The sequence below is a fragment of the Subdoligranulum sp. DSM 23681 genome, assembly GCF_057005535.1.
The window spans coordinates 1215919-1234764 of sequence record NZ_CM168050.1; the positions used below are offsets into that span (position 1 = coordinate 1215919).

The 18846-nt window shown below is 64.0% G+C and carries 18 protein-coding genes; 9 read left to right on the forward strand and 9 right to left on the reverse strand.

The genetic code is table 11. The features are described from left to right. Positions 1 to 54: 54 nt before the first annotated feature. From AC127K_RS05795 to AC127K_RS05805, 3 genes are all read right to left on the reverse strand, one after another. A complete protein-coding gene (locus AC127K_RS05795; RefSeq protein ID WP_294539549.1) occupies positions 55 to 1017 on the reverse strand; it encodes an ROK family protein in 963 nt (320 codons plus the stop codon). 159 nt (positions 1018 to 1176) lie between these two features. Continuing rightward, positions 1177 to 1755, reverse strand: a complete 579-nt coding sequence (locus AC127K_RS05800) for an ECF transporter S component (RefSeq protein WP_294539547.1) — start codon at positions 1753 to 1755, stop codon at positions 1177 to 1179. A gap of 96 nt (positions 1756 to 1851) precedes the next feature. Then, positions 1852 to 2271 carry a cupin domain-containing protein gene (locus AC127K_RS05805; protein WP_483721907.1) on the reverse strand — a complete coding sequence of 140 codons (420 nt, stop codon included), beginning with the start codon at positions 2269 to 2271 and terminating at the stop codon, positions 1852 to 1854. Between the two features lie 121 nt (positions 2272 to 2392). Between AC127K_RS05805 and AC127K_RS05810 the strand changes: the two genes are divergently transcribed. After that, a complete protein-coding gene (locus AC127K_RS05810; protein WP_483721908.1) occupies positions 2393 to 3283 on the forward strand; it encodes a LysR family transcriptional regulator in 891 nt (296 codons plus the stop codon). 58 nt (positions 3284 to 3341) lie between these two features. On the opposite strand, the gene AC127K_RS05815 is transcribed toward AC127K_RS05810, so the two are convergent. After that, entirely contained in the window at positions 3342 to 4088 is a 747-nt protein-coding gene (locus tag AC127K_RS05815; RefSeq protein WP_483721909.1) for a nitroreductase family protein, read from the reverse strand. A 2-nt stretch (positions 4089 to 4090) separates the two neighbouring features. Continuing rightward, entirely contained in the window at positions 4091 to 5212 is a 1122-nt protein-coding gene (locus AC127K_RS05820) for a DUF362 domain-containing protein (RefSeq protein WP_483721910.1), read from the reverse strand. 299 nt (positions 5213 to 5511) lie between these two features. Here AC127K_RS05820 and AC127K_RS05825 point away from each other — a divergent pair, with 299 nt between their 5' ends. Next, complete coding sequence (locus AC127K_RS05825; RefSeq protein ID WP_483721911.1) at positions 5512 to 6645, forward strand: hypothetical protein; 1134 nt, start codon at positions 5512 to 5514, stop codon at positions 6643 to 6645. A 92-nt stretch (positions 6646 to 6737) separates the two neighbouring features. Here the strand turns inward: AC127K_RS05825 and AC127K_RS05830 are convergent, their stop codons facing one another. Continuing rightward, positions 6738 to 7616 (reverse strand): undecaprenyl-diphosphate phosphatase, encoded by an 879-nt coding sequence (locus AC127K_RS05830; RefSeq protein ID WP_483721912.1) that lies wholly within the window; start codon positions 7614 to 7616, stop codon positions 6738 to 6740. A 139-nt stretch (positions 7617 to 7755) separates the two neighbouring features. Between AC127K_RS05830 and AC127K_RS05835 the strand changes: the two genes are divergently transcribed. From AC127K_RS05835 to AC127K_RS05845, 3 genes are all read left to right on the forward strand, one after another. Then, positions 7756 to 8421 carry an HAD family hydrolase gene (locus AC127K_RS05835; protein ID WP_483721913.1) on the forward strand — a complete coding sequence of 222 codons (666 nt, stop codon included), beginning with the start codon at positions 7756 to 7758 and terminating at the stop codon, positions 8419 to 8421. A 24-nt stretch (positions 8422 to 8445) separates the two neighbouring features. After that, positions 8446 to 9636, forward strand: a complete 1191-nt coding sequence (locus AC127K_RS05840) for a pyridoxal phosphate-dependent aminotransferase (RefSeq protein ID WP_483721914.1) — start codon at positions 8446 to 8448, stop codon at positions 9634 to 9636. Between the two features lie 100 nt (positions 9637 to 9736). Further along, complete coding sequence (locus tag AC127K_RS05845) at positions 9737 to 10855, forward strand: L,D-transpeptidase (protein ID WP_483721915.1); 1119 nt, start codon at positions 9737 to 9739, stop codon at positions 10853 to 10855. Positions 10856 to 11277: 422 nt separating this feature from the next. Here the strand turns inward: AC127K_RS05845 and aroD are convergent, their stop codons facing one another. From aroD to AC127K_RS05860, 3 genes are read right to left on the reverse strand one after another with little or no spacing between them, the layout of a single operon-like run. Then, positions 11278 to 12063 (reverse strand): type I 3-dehydroquinate dehydratase, encoded by a 786-nt coding sequence (aroD, locus tag AC127K_RS05850; RefSeq protein WP_483721916.1) that lies wholly within the window; start codon positions 12061 to 12063, stop codon positions 11278 to 11280. Between the two features lie 13 nt (positions 12064 to 12076). Beyond that, positions 12077 to 13516, reverse strand: coding sequence for a lipopolysaccharide biosynthesis protein (locus AC127K_RS05855; protein ID WP_483721917.1), 1440 nt, complete (start codon positions 13514 to 13516; stop codon positions 12077 to 12079). Positions 13517 to 13549: 33 nt separating this feature from the next. Then, entirely contained in the window at positions 13550 to 14131 is a 582-nt protein-coding gene (locus tag AC127K_RS05860) for a M48 family metallopeptidase (RefSeq protein ID WP_483721918.1), read from the reverse strand. Between the two features lie 166 nt (positions 14132 to 14297). On the opposite strand from AC127K_RS05860, the gene AC127K_RS05865 reads away from it, so the two are divergent. The 4 genes from AC127K_RS05865 to AC127K_RS05880 all read left to right on the forward strand — a co-directional run bounded on the left by AC127K_RS05865 (position 14298) and on the right by AC127K_RS05880 (position 18846). Next, positions 14298 to 15008: a tRNA1(Val) (adenine(37)-N6)-methyltransferase gene (locus AC127K_RS05865; RefSeq protein WP_483721919.1), complete on the forward strand. Its 711-nt coding sequence runs from the start codon at positions 14298 to 14300 to the stop codon at positions 15006 to 15008. Between the two features lie 123 nt (positions 15009 to 15131). Further along, entirely contained in the window at positions 15132 to 15908 is a 777-nt protein-coding gene (locus tag AC127K_RS05870; RefSeq protein ID WP_483721920.1) for an ABC transporter ATP-binding protein, read from the forward strand. A gap of 24 nt (positions 15909 to 15932) precedes the next feature. Further along, entirely contained in the window at positions 15933 to 17393 is a 1461-nt protein-coding gene (locus AC127K_RS05875) for a COG1361 family protein (RefSeq protein WP_483721921.1), read from the forward strand. Continuing rightward, a complete protein-coding gene (locus AC127K_RS05880) occupies positions 17380 to 18846 on the forward strand; it encodes an ABC transporter permease (protein WP_483721923.1) in 1467 nt (488 codons plus the stop codon). The genes AC127K_RS05875 and AC127K_RS05880 overlap by 14 nt, the downstream gene beginning before the upstream one ends.

Genomic DNA, 18846 nt, shown 5'->3' on the forward strand with positions numbered 1-18846 from the left:
AAAGGACCGCCGCCCCACAGGGGGCAGCGGTCCTTTTTTGCTGCAGATGTACGTTCAGCGGGCGGTGCGGCCCAGCAGCGCCGCGCCGATGACCCCGGCCCGATAGCCCAGGGTGCAGGTGGTGATGGTGGTCTTTTTGTGGGCGTGGGCCGCACCGAAGACCAGGGGCTCCACCTTGGCCCGCAGGGGGACCAGCAGGGCTTCGCCCTGGTTGGCGATGCCGCCGGACAGCCCCACCACCTGGGGGAAGAAGATGTTGATCAGGTTGGCCACACCGGCGGCCAGATAGCCGATGTAGTTGTCCACCACCTGGGCGGCCACCGGGTCCCCGGCATCCCGGGCATCAAAGACGGTGCGGCCGGTGACCTCTTCCAGGGTGGGGGCCAGCTTCCACAGCCCGCTTTCGGGGTGGGCCTGCATGGCTTCCCGGGTCTGGCGGATCAGGGCGGTGGCGCTGGCAAAAGCCTCAAAGCAGCCCCGGCGCCCGCAGGTGCACAGGGGGGCGTCGGCACTGCCGTCAATGGCCATGTGACCGGGTTCGGCGGCGGCGCCGGTGTAGCCGGTGAGCAGCTTGCCGTCCAGCACCACACCGCCGCCCACGCCGGTGCCCAGGGTGATGATCACCGCGCTCTGGGCGCCCTTGGCGCAGCCGGCCAAAGCCTCGCCCAAAGCGGCGGCGTTGGCGTCGTTGGCCAGACGCACCGGCATGCCCAGGGCCTTGTGCAGGTAATCCCCCATGGCAAAGTCCGCCCAGTCCAGATTGTTGGAGTACAGCACCATGCCGGTGGTGTCATCCACCGTGCCGGGGCAGCCCACACCCACGCAGGCCACATCGGCGGTGCCCAGTTTTTCTTCCTTCATCAGTTCCCGGCACAAACCGGCGATGTCATCACACACCGCTTCTGCCGGACGGGGCAGACGGGTGGGACGGCTGCCCTCCCGCAGGATGCGGCCATCCTCCTCTACCAGGGCGGCCTTGATGTTGGTGCCGCCCAGATCCACGCCAAGATAGATCATCTGTTTTCCTCCTGTATTCCGGCCCGACCCGCAGCCGCGGCCTTACTTTGATTTTATTGTATCATCTTTGCGGCGGCTGACAAGCCCCCGGCCATCAAAAAAGGCCCCTCCGCCGCGGGGTGGGCGAAAGGGGCCGGGGAAAGTCCTGATTTTGGGGGTTCAGCTTTCTTTTTTGGCCGGGTTGTGGGCGTGGCTGAACCGGCGCAGACCGGTGCGGTCCAAAGCCACCATGAAGGCGGGGATGAACACCAGCTGCAGGATGATGCCGGGGATGGCGTTGGTGAAGGCCCCGGCCAGGAAGGCCGCCCAGGTGAACCCGGAACCGCCCAGGCCCAGCAGCAGCACTTCGGCCAGACCCCAGACCAGACGGCCGCCCAGCATGGCGCCGATCAGGCAGACGTACAGGGCCTTGACGCACTTCCAGCGGGAGTGGGCGTACAGCCAGCCGGCCAGGATGCCGTAGGCGGCCAGCTCAAAAGCCATGGCAGCGCCGGTGGGATAGATGGGGGGCATGCCGAAGAGCAGATAGCGCAGCAGGGGCAGCACAAAGCCCACCAGACCGCCGTACTGCCAGCCGCAGATCAGCCCGCAGAGCAGCACCGGCAGGTGCATGGGCAGCAGCATGCTGCCGATCTGGGGGATCTGGCCGGTCAGGAAGGGCAGCACCAGGCCGATGGCCATGAACATGGCGGCCAGGGCCAGGTTCTGTACCCGGGAATTTTGGTTCTTGTTTTCCATAAAACGGGATTCTCCTTTGCAAAAGGTTGTCGGTCCGCAATGCGGCCTATCTGAAAAATATGGTATCACATTGTGACCAGCCCTTGCAATAGCAATTCAGGGTAACAATTGATACTCTGCCTCGTCCACCGGCTCGCACCACTCGTTGGAGGTCTCCACCCCGGGCACCTCGATGGCCAGATGCTGGAAGGCGCTGTCCTTGGCGGCGCCGTGCCAGTGCTTGACCTCCGGCGGAATGTTCACCACATCCCCGGGGTGCAGTTCCCGGGCGGGCTGGCCCCATTCCTGGTAGTAGCCCCGGCCTGCCGTGACCAGCAGGATCTGGCCGCCGCCCTGCTTGGCGTGGTGGATGTGCCAGTGGTTGCGGCACCCGGGCTCAAAGCTCACGTTGGCAATGCCCACCTGGGCGGTGGACAGGCTCTGCAGCCAGCTCTGGCCGTCAAAAAACCGGGCGTAGGCGTCGTTGGGCTGCCCCACGGGGAAGATGCTTGTCTCTTTCAGTTCGTTCCAGTCCATATCGCAGACCTCCTGTTGTTCTGACCTTTTTCTTTATTGTACCCCGCCGCCCCTTGACAGGGAAGTGCCGGTTTTGTACCATAGTATCAACCAAAAGTTTCTACTGTCAGGAGGTTGTCCCATGTTCAATCCCCAGCTCACCGTTTTTGTCCGGGTGGCGGACCTGGGCAGCTTCAACAAGGCGGCGGAAAGCCTGTACATCTCCCCCACAGCCGTGATGAAGCAGGTCAACGCCCTGGAAAAGCACCTGGATCTGACCCTGTTTGTGCGGGGCCGCCGGGGTGTGACCCTGACCCCGGAAGGGCAGGTCATCTACCGGTATGCCCGTCAGATGTTCGAGACATCGGCCAAAGCGGTGCAGGAGGCCCGGGCGGCGGCGGACTTTGCGGCCACCACCTTCTGCGTGGGCACCTCCATCCTCAACCCCTGCAAGCCCTTCATGGATCTGTGGGACAGGCTGTCCGGGCAGTTTCCCGGTTACCGGCTGCACATCGTCCCCTTTGAGGACGACCACCAGGGCATCCTCAACGAGATCGGGGCCCTGGGGGTGAAGTTCGACTTTCTCATCGGGGCCTGCGATTCCCGCCAGTGGCTGGACCGGTGCCGGTTCCTGCCCCTGGGACGGTACCATCACTGCATAGCGGTACCCCGGGACCATCCCCTGGCCGCCCGGGGAAAGCTGACCATCCGGGACCTGTACGGCCAGACCCTGATGATGGTGAAACGGGGGGATTCCCCCTCGGTGGACCGGGTGCGGGACGAGATCGAGCGCCACCCGGCCATCCGGATCGAGGACACCTCCCAGTTCTACGACCTGGAAGTGTTCAACCGCTGTGCCCAGACCCGCCAGCCCCTCATGACCCTGGACTGCTGGGCGGAGGTCCACCCCTCCCTGGTGACCCTGCCGGTGGACTGGGACTTCACCATCCCCTACGGCCTGCTCTACCAGCTGGACCCCATCCCGGACGTGGCCCGGTTCGTGGAGCTGACCAAGGCCCTGGCCCAACCGTAAGGTTTTGCGCATGACAAAAGGAGCCGCCCCGGCCGGGACGGCTCCTTTGTTTTGTGGTTTATTCCACGCCGAAGGTGAAATCCTTCAGGTAGACGGCCGCACTGCGGCTCATCTCCTTGCTGAAATCGCTGTTGTACTTGAAGGCGCAGAAGGGCGGGATCTTGGCGTCAAAATCGTACTCGCCCCCGGCCCGGGCCGCAAAATCCGCCCGCAGCTCTTCCTCGGTGCGGTCCCGATAGAGGTTCTCGCACACCACCGCTTCCCGGGGGAAGCGGACGGGCTTGGCCCGGTCCTTCTGCTGCTGGGTGGGGCGGCCGAAGATCAGCATGGCCGCAGGCACCACATGGGCCGGCAGGTGCAGGGCTTTGCGCATTTCCTCGCAGTTTTCCAGCACATCCCCGATGTAGCAGCTGCCGATGCCCAGGCTTTCGGCGGCGGTCACGGCGTTCTGGGCCGCGATGCAGCTGTCCGCCACGGCCAGCAGCAGGTCCCCGGGGCCGGGGTCCCGGATTTCCTGCCCCGCTGCCCGGAACACCCGGGGCCAGCGGCGGCAGTCCGCCAGGAACACCAGGCAGAAAGGTGCTTTGGTGATCATGGGCTGGTGGTCGCACAAATCGGCCAGGGTCCGGCGCAGGTCGGGGTCGGTGATGTTCAGGATGGTGTACAGCTGCTGGTTGCCGGCGGTGGGCGCCTGGAAAGCGGCCTCCAGAATGGCGGCCTGCTCCTCCTTCGTGACCGGCTCATCAGTGAAGGCCCGCACCGACTTGCGGGCGTACAGCTCCCGCAGGGTCTGGTTGTCGGTCATGCTCACACCTTCTTCAGCACATAGTCCTGGGTGCCCAGGCCGATCTTCTCCGCATGGTCCAGGCACTCCCGCCAGGTGGCGGCGGGGGTCACGTCGATGAAGTTGTCACCGCAGCAGGTGAAATTCTTGTCCGCCCGGTGTTCGCCCAGCAGGCTGTCGGGCAGGGGCTGGGCGGCCAGCACGGCGTCGGCGCAGGCCCGGTCCAGAGCCACCGGGTCAAAGCTGGCAAACATGCCGATATCCGGCACGATGGGGGCGTCGTTCTCCCCGTGGCAGTCGCAGAAGGGGGACACATCCACCACCAGGCTGATGTGGAAGTTGGGGCGCCCGTGGCAGACGGCCATGGCGTACTCCGCCATCTTGCAGTCCAGCAGGGCGTTGGCGTTGTCGTCGGGGGCGTAGATGGCGTCAAAGTTGCACCGGCCGATGCACCGGCCGCAGCCCTTGCACAGATCCTGGTCGATGACCGCCTTGCCGGTGTCGTAGTGGATGGCGTCGGAGCCGCACTCCTTGGCGCACTGCTTGCAGTTGCGGCACAGACCAGGCTGCACCACCGGCTTGCCGGACTTGTGCTGTTCCATCTTGCCGGCGCGGGAGCCGCAGCCCATGCCCAGGTTCTTCAGCGCGCCGCCGAAGCCGGTGGACTCGTGGCCCTTGAAGTGGTTCAGGGAGATGACGATGTCCGCGTCCATGATGGCCCGGCCGATCTTGGCGGTGGGGCAGTATTCGGCGTTGGGCACCGGCACCTCGATGTCATCGGTGCCCCGCAGGCCGTCACCGATGATGACCTGGCAGCCGGTGGTCATGGGCCAGAAGCCGTTCTCCTGGGCGGCGCCCAGGTGTTCCAGGGCGTTCTTGCGGCGGCCCGGGTACAGGGTGTTGCAGTCGGTGAGGAAAGGCAGACCGCCCTGGGATTTCACCACGTCGGCCACCGTCTTGGCCCAGTTGGGGCGCAGGAAGGCCAGGTTGCCCGGTTCCCCGAAGTGGATCTTGATGGCCACGAACTTGCCGTCCATGTCGATCTGGTCGATGCCGGCGGCCTTGATGAGTTTTTCCAGCTTTTCCTGCAGATTGGTGCCCGCATGCACCCGGAAGTCGGTATAATACACGGTTGCTTTTTCCATGATAACACAGCCTTTCCCGGATAATTTCCGAATCAGGGGGACAAAACCCCATGGTGGTATTATAAGACCGATGTTTCCATTTTGCAAATTTCTGGAATTTCACATTTTACCGCGTGACAGGCCGCGGCGGTTATGGTATACTAAAGGATACAATTTGATTACAATTGCCGTGCACGGCGGGAGAAATCTTCCGCCGCGCTTGGTTTGAGCCTTGGAGGTGCTTTTTCACGATACTCTCAAGCAAAGGTCTGCGCCGCGCCCTGGCGGGCTGCGCAGCGGCCTGCCTGCTGGCCGTAGGAATGCCCACCCCGGCCCTGGCCGCCGACGATTTCGACACCACCCTGAACCAGCTCAGCGAGCTGCAGTCCCTGGCCGAAAGCTATGCGGACAAGCAGGGGGATGACACCGACCCCATCGAGCTGATGCTGGCCTACACCCGCATGGGTGCCTACAACGACACGGTCTGGCAGCTCACCGCCGGGTCCAAGGACCCGGATTTCGAGACCTATGTGCTGGACCAGAACGGGGACCTGGCCGACCTGATGGGGATGGGCAACATCAGCCTGCCCAACGGTCAGTCCATTGATTTCGGCCATCTGCTGGCCTCCATCAACCTGGTCTACCGGGGGGTGCCCATCACCGGCAGCTGGGGCGGCGACTGCATGGAGCTGGCCCAGCAGTTCAGCGGACAGGCCTCCGACGTGGACGGCTACATCTCCCTGATGCAGAGTTCCCTGGGTTCGGAGGACGGCACCAGCACTTTCGGGGCCGAGGACCTGCGGGCCGACCTGGACTCCATCAACATCGGCTCCCAGCTCACGGCGGACACCAACCTGGCCGACCTGATGCGCACCTATTACGCCGACCTGTCCGACTATGACCGGGCCTACCGTTTCACCGCCCTGAGCTTCGGCAATGTGAACACCGGCAACACCAACGATTTCCGGGAAACGGTGTACTCCACCCTGACCTCCGACGCCGGCATGCAGCTGCTGCTCTACCTCAAGGGGATGTGGACCTCCGACGGCTGGACCATCAACAGCGATGCCGAGCCCGCCCTGCGGGGTGCGGCCTACGTCTTTGCGGATTACCTTTCCTCCGCCGTCAACGGGGAGCAGGTCAAGTCCGACGGCAGCGCCCTCAAGGCCATGTCCGGGCAGTCCTTGTCCGACGCCCTGAACGCCCTGGGCGAAAGTGATGCCGCCAACGCCGCCCTGGGCGCCCTGAGCAGCGCCGCCGGTGCGGCCAATTCTTCCTCCGGCGCCGTGTCCGACGCCCTGGACGAAGCCACCGCCACCCTCAAATCCGGGTTCAATGCCCAGGTATTCCAGCTGGTGCTGCTGGTCATCGCCGCAGCCGCCCTCTTTGGCATGATCGTGTTTTTCGCCCTCATGTCCCACCAGATGCGCCCCCGTTCCCGCCGGCGCCGCTGAGTTTTTCCAAAAACTGCGCAGAAACTGCAAAAACCCGCCCTGCCATTGGCAGAGCGGGTCTTTTTTCGTGTATGGGGTCGCTGCGTCCGGATTCAGGCCGCCGCGGCAGGGGCTTTCAGCACAAAGGTCTGCACGCCCCAGATGATGAGCACCACAACGCCCAGGGCGATGCGGTACCAGCCGAAGACGGTGAAGGTGTGGCGCTTGACGTAGTCCATCAGGAACCGGATGGCCAGCATGGAGATGAGGAAGGCCACCACGCAGCCCACCAGCAGCACGATGACCTCGGTGCCGGTGAGGGTATTGCCGTCCAGGAAGAACTTGACCAGTTTCAGGGCGCTGGCGCCGGCCATGACCGGGATGGCCAGGAAGAAGGTGAACTGGGAGGCGCAGGGCCGGGACAGACCGCAGAGCATGCCGCCCAGGATGGTGGCGCCGCTGCGGGAGGTGCCGGGGATCATGGCCAGCACCTGCCAGGCGCCCACCTGGAGTGCCTGCTTGTAGCCGATGTGGCTGAGCTTGGTGGTGCGGGGCGGACGGGGCCGGCGCTCGATGAGGATGAAGGCCACGCCGTAGATAATCAGCATGGCGGCCACCGTGATGCTGTTGTACAGGTAGGTATCCAGCCAGTCATCCAGCAGGAATCCCAGCACCGCCGCGGGCAGGCAGGCCACGATGATCTTGTACCACAGCCGCATCACCGGCCAGCGGAAATGCCGGCCGAAGCCGCTGTCCCGCCCGTTGTCCCGGCAGAAGGGCCACAGTTTTTTGAAGTAGAGAACCAGCACCGCCAGGATAGCGCCCAGCTGGATGACCACCCGGAACATTTCCATAAAGGCGTCGCTGAGCTGGAATTTCAGCACCTGTTCGGCCAGGATCATGTGGCCGGTACTGGAAACGGGCAGCCATTCGGTGACGCCCTCGATCACGCCGTATACCACGGCTTTCAAAATTTCCACAAGTAAATCCATGATTATGTCCCCCTATTGTATCCTTTATCATACCATACTTTTATGCATTTGGCACCCTGTTTTTACACCTTTTACAAATTCCGCCCCGATTGACAGCCGCGGTATAATGAACACATAAGGATTTGCAGAGGTGGAAAGTATGTACAAGACCGTGATCTTTGATCTGGACGGCACTTTGCTCAACACGCTGGACGACCTGGCCGACGCCGGCAACCGGCTGTGTGCCCATCAGGGCTGGGAACAGCATCCCGTGGACGCCTACCGCTATTTTGTGGGCAACGGCATCCCCAAACTCATCGAACGCCTGGCCCCGCCGGAGCAGCGCACCCCGGAGATCCTGGCCGCGGCGCTGGACTGGTTCAAGGCCGACTACGGCGCCCATATGCGGGACAAGACCGCCCCCTATCCCGGCATCAAGGCCATGCTGCAGCATCTGCACGCCGCCGGGGTGCAGATGGCGGTGTTTTCCAACAAAGCGGACGCCCTGGCCCAGGCCGTGGTGGCCGATTACTTTGATATGTCCCTCTTTGCGGTGGTGCGGGGCCAGCGGCCCGAAGTGCCCACCAAGCCCGCACCGGAAGGCACCAAAGCCCTGCTGGCCTTTCTGAAGGCCGACCCGGCCGACACCCTCTATGTGGGGGACAGCAACGTGGACATGCAGACGGCGGGCAATGCGGACCTGGACGGCTGCGGGGTGCTGTGGGGCTTCCGGACCAGGGAGGAACTGGAACAGGCCGGCGCCAGATACCTGGCCGCCGACGCCGAACAACTGGAACAGATCGTGCTGGGCCATCCCGGCCGCTGAGTTACGGAAAGGGGTATCGTTTGTATGATCGCACAACACTATGTGGACATGCTGGGCGGCAAGTCGGTCATCCGGCAGCTGTCCGAATGGAGCACCGCCCGGGGCAAGGAGATCGGGTACGAGAACGTCTTTGACTATTCCCTGGGCAATCCCAGCGTGCCCTGCCCGCCCAAGTTCACCCAGACCATGCTGCACCTGCTGCAGACCTGCGACCCGGTGACTTTGCACGGGTACAGCCCCACCCTGACCATCCCCTCGGTGCGGGCCGCCGTGGCCGAAAACCTGCGCAGCCGGTTCGGGGTGCCCTACACCGCCGACCACATCTTCATGACCACCGGCGCTGCCGGGGCCCTGGCCCATGCCCTGCGCTGCGTGGGGGTGCCAGGGCAGAACATCATTACCTTTGCCCCCTTCTTCTCGGAGTACACCCCCTATGTGGAGGGCGCGGGCATGACCCTGCGGGTGGTGCCGCCCCGGGTACAGGATTTCCAGATCGACTTTGACGGCCTGGAAGCCCTGCTGGACAAGGACACCGCCGCGGTGCTCATCAACACCCCCAACAATCCCTCCGGCGTGGCCTACAGCCCCGAGACCCTGCGGAACCTGGCCGCCTGCCTGCAGGCCGCTTCGGCCAGATTCGGCCACCACATCTTCCTGATCTCTGACGAACCCTACCGGGAGATCGTCTTTGGCGGCGCCGCCCAGCAGCACCCCGCCGCCTATTACCCCGACACCCTGACCTGCTATTCCTTCAGCAAGAGCCTCTCCCTGCCCGGGGAGCGCATCGGCTATGTGGCCGCCAACCCGGCCTGCGAAAAAGCCGAGCTCATCGTGCCCATGTGCGGCCAGATCAGCCGGGGCACCGGCCATAACTGCCCGCCCAGCCTGATCCAGCTGGCGGTGGCCGAATGCCTGGACGTGACCAGCGACCTTTCGGTGTATGAGCGCAACATGGAGCTGATCTATGCCGAGCTGGTGCGGCTGGGCTTTACGGTGCTCAAACCGGGCGGCACCTTCTACATCTTCCCCAAGGCCCTGGAGGCGGACGCCACCGCCTTCTGCCGCAAGGCCCAGGACTATGACCTGGCCCTGGTCCCCGGCGACGGCTTCGGCTGCCCGGGCTACTTCCGTATGGCCTACTGCATCGAGACCGAAAAGGTGGAGCGCAGCTTTGAGGCCCTGCGCCGCTTTGTGCGGGACTGCTACGGCCGGTAAACCGGTAAATACTGGCAGCGCCCCGCCTTCCCCCTTCCGCCGCATATACTGACTGAAGAGCCCTGCGCTTTTCCATCCACACTGAAAAGGGGAGTTTCCTATGCCCACATCCCGCCGACCCGACCGCCGCCCTGACCGGGCATCCTATGTACCGCAGCACCCGGTGACCGCTGCTGCCAAGCGGCGGGCCGCCGCCCGCCGGGCTGCCCGCCGCCGTCAGGCACGGGTCAGGCTGATCGTCTGTCTGGCAGCCCTTGTGCTGATCTGCACCAGCGTGTTCCTGCTGCTCAACCGCCCCAAACCGGACACCGCCCCCGCCGGCGGCGCCGCCTCCGACGCCGTGGCCGCCGGGACCGAGGCGGAAACCCCTGTGACCGAGCCCACCCCGGACCCGGCCCAGGCCCGCATCGACGAGGCCACCGCCGCAGCGTCCGCCAACACCACCGGCACGGCGCCCGCTGTCACCGACCCGGATACCTGGAACCAGCGGGGCAAGGAGCTGATGGACCGGCTGAGTTCCGACGAGTTCTTTGTCAAGGAAGGCATCAATGTCGGTGAAAAGGCGGGCTTTCCCTACCTGATCGCGGTGAACCGGGCGGCCTCCACCGTCACCGTCTACACCCTGGACGAGGAAAAGCGGTACACCGTGCCTTATATGGCCATGGTGTGCTCCGGCGGTTCGGATACCCCCCTGGGCTTCTTCGCCACCCCGGTGGATTACCCCTGGCGGCTGCTCAGCGGCAATGTGTACGGCCAGTATTCCACCCGCATCTGGGATTCCTACCTCTTCCACAGCGTGCCCTACTACAGCCAGCACAAGGACGACCTGGAATACGACGAGTACAACAAGCTGGGCACCCTGGCCTCTCTGGGATGCATCCGGCTGGCCGTGGCGGACGTGAAATGGATCTACGACAACTGTGAGCTGGGCACCCGGGTCATCATCTACGACGACGAGAACGACCCCGGCCCCATGGGCAAACCGGGCACCATCTACACCGACCCCGCCGACGAGACCCTGCGGGGCTGGGACCCTACCGATCCCGACCCGGCCAACCCCTGGGATGACAAGTACCTGAGCGGCACGGCCATTCGCAGTCAGGCCGCCTGGGACGAATGGAACGCCGCCCAGGCCGATGGCCGTTGGTCCTCCAGCCTGACCCCCACCGACCTGCAGGGCTACAGCACCGATTCCAGCGTTGTGCCACCGCGGGGATAAACACCGAAAAAAGCAGACAGTCCGCAAAGGGCTGTCTGCTTTATTTTTTGGTTGTTTATGTAGACGCGAAGCCCTTCCTCTCTATCGGAAAGCTTCTGAAACGTCATTTTAATCCATTCCTTGCTCACCGGCCCCAGCCGGTGAGAAGGCCGTCGTAAGGTGGCCGCATCCCAGCGGGGCAAGGTTCTTCGACCAACCAATGGCCGCTGTTCGCGGCCGGGTGATAGAGGAATCAACACTTCGTGTTGTTTTTCCTATCGTGCCGGACACGATAGGAAAAGCCGCAGCCCTGGTCGGCGTCCACCGCATCGAAACGGTGGCACTTTTTCGCTTCCTTTTTGGTGACAAAAAGGAAGGACCAACCGGCAGACTGCCGTCCGCCATAGCAACCACCATTTACCAAAAGGCTACGCAAGGAAGTTTTATTGCATCGCCTTCCCCACCGCCTCCATGGCTGCCCGCAGATCCCGGGCGTCGGGCTGGCCAGGGGCGCTGGCGGCGCCGCCCACGGCGCCGAAGCTGGCGCACACCCCGAAAGCCCCGCCGCACAGCCGGGTCACCGCACCCATGGGCCCCATGGCCATGGTGATGAGGGGCGTCTCCGGCCGTCGGGCCGCCGCCTGGGCGGTGGCCTGCAGCAGTCGGGCCGCATCCGCCGCGTCCCGGGGCATCACGGCCAGCTTGGCCACATCCGCCCCTGCATCCGCCATGGATACCAGCAGGTCGGTCATGGCGCCGGTCACCGGCGTCTTGTCAAAGTCGTGGCAGCTGAACACCACCGCGGCCCCCGCCTGATGGGCCGCCCCCAGCAGGGACCCCCGCAGGGCCTCTCCCACCGAGAACTCCACATCCAGCAGGTCGAACCCGCCGGGAGCTTCCTCACAGAGTCCTTCCAGCAGGGCAGCATATTCCTCGGGGGTCAGGTCCGCCGGACCGCCCTCCCGGGCGGTGCGCACCGTGGCCAGGATGGCCCGCTTGGGCGCTGCCTTGCGCACCGCCGCCAGGGCCTGGGCCGCCGTCCGGGGCGTCAGGGTTTCCAGGGCGTCCAGCCGCACTTCCAGCAGGTCCGCTGCCTCCGCCGCCTGCACCGCCAGTCCGGCCAGTTCCGCCGGGGTCGCCGCCGTCAGGGGCACGATCACCTTGCAGCTTCCCGCCGTGGCCCGGGCCGGTGCCGAAAGCACCGTCCCCCACACCGTCACATCCGCCATACTGTTGCCTCCTTCAGGACTTCTTGCGCCGCAGCCGTCCGGACACCATGCCCAGCAGCTTCTGCGCCATGCTGTATACTTCCCGGAAATTCAGCCCGCAGACCACCATGGTCAGGATGGTCACCGGGGCCACCCAGTTTTCCACATAGAACAGCACCCAGATCTCCACCAGGATGAGCCCCAGATTGACGATCATCCATTTGGGGTGGAAGTCGATATACAAAAGCCCCCGGGTGGAGTAGGCCCGCAGCAGGAACACCAGCAGCAGGGACAGGAAGCTGGCCGAGGTGACCCCCACCGGTCCCATCCACAGGATGAACAGATAGTTCAGCACCAGGTTGAGCAGCGCCCCCGCCAGCATGGTGTACAGAGAACCGGAAGATTTTTTGTACACAACGTACACGCTGTTCAGGAAGTTGTTCAGGCAGGTACACATGGACGCCAGCACCAGGAAAGGCACGAACTGCCATGCGTCGTAGTAGTCCGCCCGGAACAGGTGCATCATGGGCTGGCACAGCCAGATGATGCCCGCCGCACAGCAGAAAAGCACGCTGGCGTACACCCGGAACACCTTGCTGAAGAAGGCTTCCCGGTCCTCCTCCACCGTCACGGCGGAGAGCTGCCATGCTTCGTAGAAGAACTGCCCCACAAAGGTGATGATCTGGGGCAGATAGTACCCGGTACTGAGCAGGCCCACCCAGGCTTCGCTGCTGCGGCCCTCGTAGCCGCCGCACATGGCCTGGACGTAGAACTGGTCGGAGGCGTTGATGATCCAGAAGCTGATGGATGCCGGGATCATGGGCACGCAGTAGCGCAGCATCTCCTTCCAGAGAGAGGCGCTGAACTTGCGCAGGTTAAAATAATGCCGGCATCCCCCGGCCAGGAACACAAAGACGGCCGAACACATGTCCGAGCAGAAGAGGGCCAGCAGATAGCCGGTGGCTCCCATGTTCAGCACGCTGAGGAAGAGGAAATAGAACCCCAGCAGGGTCAGGGTGGTGAGCACACCGTCGATGGCCACCAGCCGGTTGCACATCCGGGCGCGGATGAACTGGGTGCAAAGGGTGCGCAGGCAGCTGGCCAGCACGCACATATACAAAAGCACCAGGTAGGATGCCGCGTTGGGGATCATCCGCACCAGCGGCCAGAAGAGCACCATCAGGGCAAATCCGGCCAGAATGGTGGCCAGACCGTTCATGAAGACGCTGGATTTGTCCTTGGTCTTATCCAGGCCGAAGCGGATGACCGCATAGCTGACCCCCAGGCTGACCACCGGGATCAGCAGGTTGGTCACGCTCTGCATGAGCTTGATGACGCCCATGACGTCGGGGCTTTCCAGGGCGTAGGTCAGGTAGGGCTGGATGAACAGACTGACCAGCTTGGAGCTGAAGTTGGAGATGGCAAACAGCAGTGTGTTGCTCACCAGCATGGAATACTTTTTATTGTCAGACAAAGGGCGGGCCTCCCTGCTTTTGATAGGATTGGGTCATTCTATGCCCGGTGGGGGCACCGGGGTGCGCAGCAGCGCACGGCGGGCCTTGTAGTCGGGCAGCACCCGGCCCACGGCGGCCCAGAAAGCCGGACTGTGGTCAGGGTGGGCAAAGTGGCAGAACTCATGCACCACCACATATTCCTGGGCGGCGGCAGGCATGGTGCACAGCCGCAGCGAAAAGGCCAGGGTCCCGGTGCGCAGGCTGCAGGACCCCCACCGGGTATGCATGTCCCGCACCGCCACTTTGGGCATCCGCCCGCCGGGGCAGGTGGAGGCAAACACGGGGTAATAGGCCTCGCACAGGGCCTGCATCCGGGCCAGGGCTTCGGTTCTGGCGGGCAGAGGCGTTTTTTCCTCCGTCTGCCGGCGCAGGGTGAGCCGCTGTCGGACCTGCCGGACCCAGTCGGCCCGGGAAGCCACAAAGGCATCCACCGCCGACACCGGCACCCAACCGGCCGCCGAGACCGCCACGCTGCCGTCCGGCCGCACCCGCAGGTTGATGTTGCGCACCCGCCGCCGGGTCAGGGCATACTCCACCCCGCCGGCGCTGCGCCGGGTGGTTTTGCCTTGGGCCATGGCCATCGCCCCCTTTCGACCCCATTCTTCTTTGCCTATTGTACACGTTTTGCTCCCCAAAGGCAAATCCTTCCCCTTTCTTCCGATACTGCGCCGCTTATGGTATAATAATGGGCAGAATTCCGGCGGTTCATCAGCCGCCGGTCATCCAATAAGGAGAATGGTCATGTCTGTTGAGATTCTGGACAACGGTACCCGGGTACACACCGCCCCCGGGGCCACCTTCGGCTCCGACGCCTTGCTGCTGGCCCGGTTTGCCCCGCCCCGCCCGGGGGAGCGGGCCCTGGACCTGTGCAGCGGGTGCGGCATCGTGGCCCTGTGCTGGCACGATATGGGCCACCGGGGCCCCTGCACCGCCCTGGAACTGGACCCGGAGGCCTCGGCCCTGTGCGCCGCCTCGGCGGCGGACAACGGCCCCTTGGCCGCCCACATCATCCCGGTGTGCGGGGACCTGCGGCAGTTCTGTCTGCCCGGTCCGGAGCGGGAGCGGTTCGACCTGGTGGCCTGCAACCCGCCCTACTTCCACGGCGGCATCCAGAGTCCCGCTGCCCGCAGGGCCGCCGCCCGCCATGACGATACCTGCACCCTGGCCGACCTGGCCGCCTGTGCTGCCCGGGCCCTGCGCCACGGGGGCCGGCTGGCCCTGTGCCAGCGCCCTGAGCGGCTGGCCGAGGTCTGCGCGGTACTCTGTGCCGCCGGCCTGGAGCCCAAGCGGCTGGCGCTGGTCAAGAACCGGGCCGGGGACCGCCCCTGGCTGTTCCTGCTGCAGGCCCGCAAGGGCGGCAAGCCGGGGCTGGAGTTCCTGCCCGACGTGCTGATTGCCGATGGCGCCGCTCTGTATGGCGCCCCGGAGGCAAAAACAGGAATGGGGCACTGAAAATTTACATTTCCCGGCCGGGAAAGGGGGTTCTCACCCGGTGCCGGCTATGGTATGATGAAGGTATATCTGTTTTCGACAATTGCCGCTGCGGCGGCTCTTTTGCCCGAAAGGAGGCGCCCCGTGGCGGCGATCATCCACACCGAAAAACTGCGCAAGGTCTACGCCGTCGGCAAGGAGAGGGTCATTGCCCTCAACGACGTGGACATCAACATCGAAAAAGGGGAATTCTGCTGCATCGTGGGCCAGTCCGGCAGCGGCAAATCCACCCTGCTGAACCAGCTGGCCGGACTGGAAAAGCCCACCAAAGGGCGGGTATTCATCGGCAAACACGAGATCAGTGCCATGGACGAGGACCAGCTGGCCAAGTTCCGGCAGCAGCATCTGGGGTTCATCTTCCAGAGTTACAACCTGCTGCCCAGCATGACGGCGGCGGAGAACGTGGCCCTGCCCCTGATGTTCAAGGGCATCCCGCCCAAAGAGCGGCTGGCCATGGCCCGCAAGGAGCTCAAGACCATGGGCCTGGGCGGCCGCGCCAACCACCTGCCCACCGAGATGAGCGGCGGCCAGCAGCAGCGGGTGGGCATTGCCCGGGCCTTTGTGAGCCGGCCCAAGGTGATCTTTGCGGACGAGCCCACCGGCAACCTGGACTCCACCACCTCCAAGCAGGTGCTGCACCGGATGCTGGAACTGTCCAAGCAGGAGCAGATCACCTTTGTCATGGTCACCCATGAGCCGTCCCTGGCGGCCTGTGCGGACCGCATCATCACCATTCTGGACGGCAAGGTCCAGAGCAACGTCCGCCAGCCGGACGATGTGAAGCAACAACACCGCGACGAACTGTTCGCCTCCATCCGGGACAACCTGGAGATCGGCGGCGCTGCGGCCAAGGAATCATAAATCATCAGAGGAGGAACCATTCCCGTGAAACGATCTGTACTGAAACTGACAGCCAGCCTGCTGTTGGCGGCCGCCCTGTTTGCGGGCCCGGTCATGGCCCCGGCCCTGGCGGAAGGTGATAATTCTGGCACCACCAATACTCAAGAAATTACACCCACTCCCACCCCCATCCCTCAGGAACCCGGCACGGCCAGCCCCCAGGGGGCGGCCTATGTGGTGGCAGCCACCGTCACCGACGTGGCGGGGGGCGAAGTGTCCACCGTGAACTGGGGCGACAAGGTCAACATCGTGCTGAAGATCGTGGACCGGGCCTCGGCCAAGTTCAACGTCAAGCCGGAGGAGATCGTGGCCCGGGTGAACTCCTCGGTGTTCACCTTCACCGGCACGGCGGAGATCGGCCAGTTCTATGAGGAGAACGACGACCCCACCGGCAAGGACGATCCGGCCTACAACTATTACAGCTATGTGCTGCTGTTCCGGGACGTGATCTACAACGGCGGCGGCACCAGCCTGCCCATCGACCTGAGCTACATCGACAACGCCCTGCCCATGCAGCAGTTCTCGGTGAACATCGGCCAGTGTGTGGACGAGGACCCCAACGACCCCAGCAAGGCCCGGGCCCCCAGCCTGATCGTGCGGCAGTCCAGCTACGGCAATGAGACCATCACCGCCGGCAGCCCCTTCACTTTGTCCCTCACCGTCTATGCCGCCTCCGGCACCGAGAGCCTGTCCGACGTGGTGGCCTCCCTCACCCTGCCCGAGGGCGTGACCATGACCGGCGGCAGCCTGTCCACCTATCTGGGGTCCATGAGTCCCCAGTCCACCCGGGATGTGAGCTTCAGCCTGCAGGCCTCCGCGGGCTTTACCGGCGGCGTGGCCGACATCACCGTGAACCTGGTGGGGGCCGGCGCTCTCAGCGGCAATTCGGTCACCGGCTCCACCGTGATCTCGGTGCCCATCAGCCAGCCCGACCGGTTTGAGGTGGGCCAGCTGCAGATCAGCGATACCATCTATGTGGGCAACTCCACCAGCGTGACCCTGAACTTTGTGAACAAGGGCAAGAACCCGGTGTCCAACCTGGAAGCCACCATTTCCGGGGAAAACCTGGGCGCCGACCTGACCCAGCAGTACATCGGCAACGTGAATGCCGGCACCGAAAACAGCGTGGACTTCGACCTGATGCCCACCCAGGCCGGCCCCATGACCGGCACCATCACCCTGACCTATGAGGCGGAGGACGGAAGCCTCAAGACGGTGACCAAGGACTTTTCCGCCACCGTCATGGACATGCCCACCTACGACGACATGGGCATGATGGACCCGGGCATGGAGATGGACCAGCCTTCCGCCGGGTTCCCGGTATGGGGCATCGTGCTCATCCTGGTGGCGGTCATCGCCGCGGTGGTGATCGTGGTGGTCGTGGTCCGCAAGAAGAAGAAGGCGGCCGCCCTGGCCAGCCTGGAGGAAGACGATGAAGATCTCTGATCAGGTGGCGCTGGCCGCCAAGAACCTTTCCCGCCGCAAGGGGCGCACCGCGCTGACCGTGATCGGCGTGGTGGTGGGCACCTGCGCGGTCATCGTGATGATCAGTCTGGGCATTGCCCAGAACAAGGCCTACGACGAAATGCTCCAGAGCTGGGGCGACCTGACCCAGATCCAGGTCTACGGCGGAGGCGGCGGCATGGCCGTGTCCATTGGCGGCGTGACCACCTCCTCGTCCAGCCCCGACCAGCCCGCCGTGCTCAACGACGAGGCCGTGGCCGGATTCAAGAAGCTGGACCATGTGGTGGCCGCCACCCCCTACTATGAGGGGTACAGCCTGAACGGACGCATCAGCGCCGGACGCAGCGACCGCTACCAGATGACCGGTCTGTACAATCTGTACGGCATCGACCCCGCCGCCATGGAACCCATGGGCTTCACCCTCACCGACGGCAAATGGATGTCAGATTCCACCTCCTACGGCAAGGGCAAGATCCCGGTGCTGGTAGGGCCCTATACCGGCTATAACTTTGAGGATACCCGCCGCAGCATGAACAGCTCCAAGCGGTACCGCTTTTACGGCATGACCGATGCCATGGGCAACGAGCTGGAACCTTTTGTGGACGTGAACAAGGATACCATGACCCTGACCCTGTCCAACGGCGACACCGAGAATCCCAAGGAGGAAAGCTGGGAGCTGGTGGTGGTGGGCACCATGGCCCTGGACGAAAAGAACTACTGGACCCAGAGCGGCATTGTGCTGCGCCTCAAGGACATGAAGATGCTCATGGAGGAGTACAACAAGCTCATCAAGAACAACAACGCCGATACCACCCAGTACAACCAGGTCTACGTGAAGGTGGACGAGATCGACAACGTGGACAAGGTCAGCGACGAGATCAAGGAGCTGGGCTTCGGCACCTACTCCATGTCCGACACCCGCAAGGAGATGCAGAAGCAGGTGGCCCGCAACCAGCTGATGCTGGGCGGCCTGGCGGCCATCAGCCTGTTTGTGGCGGCGCTGAACATTGCCAACACCATGACCATGGCCATCTACGAGCGCACCCGGGAGATCGGCGTCATGAAGGTGCTGGGCTGTGAGCTGCGCAACATCCGCCGGATGTTTCTGATCGAAAGCGGGTTCATCGGCTTCATCGGCGGGGTGGCGGGTGCCGTGCTCAGCCTGCTGGTGGGGCTGGTGCTCAACAACCTCACTCTGATCGCCAGCCTGGTCATGATGCTTTTGCAGAGCATGGGCATCAACGTGTATTTTGATATCACCAGCCTGCTCAGCGGCGGCGGTATGTACACCGGTTCCACCGTCATTTCCATCATTCCGCCCTGGCTCATCGCGGCGGCCCTGGCCTTTGCCACCGTCATCGGCATCCTGTCCGGCATCGCCCCGGCCAACCGGGCGGTGAAGATCAGCGCCCTGGAAGCCATCCGGCACGAATGA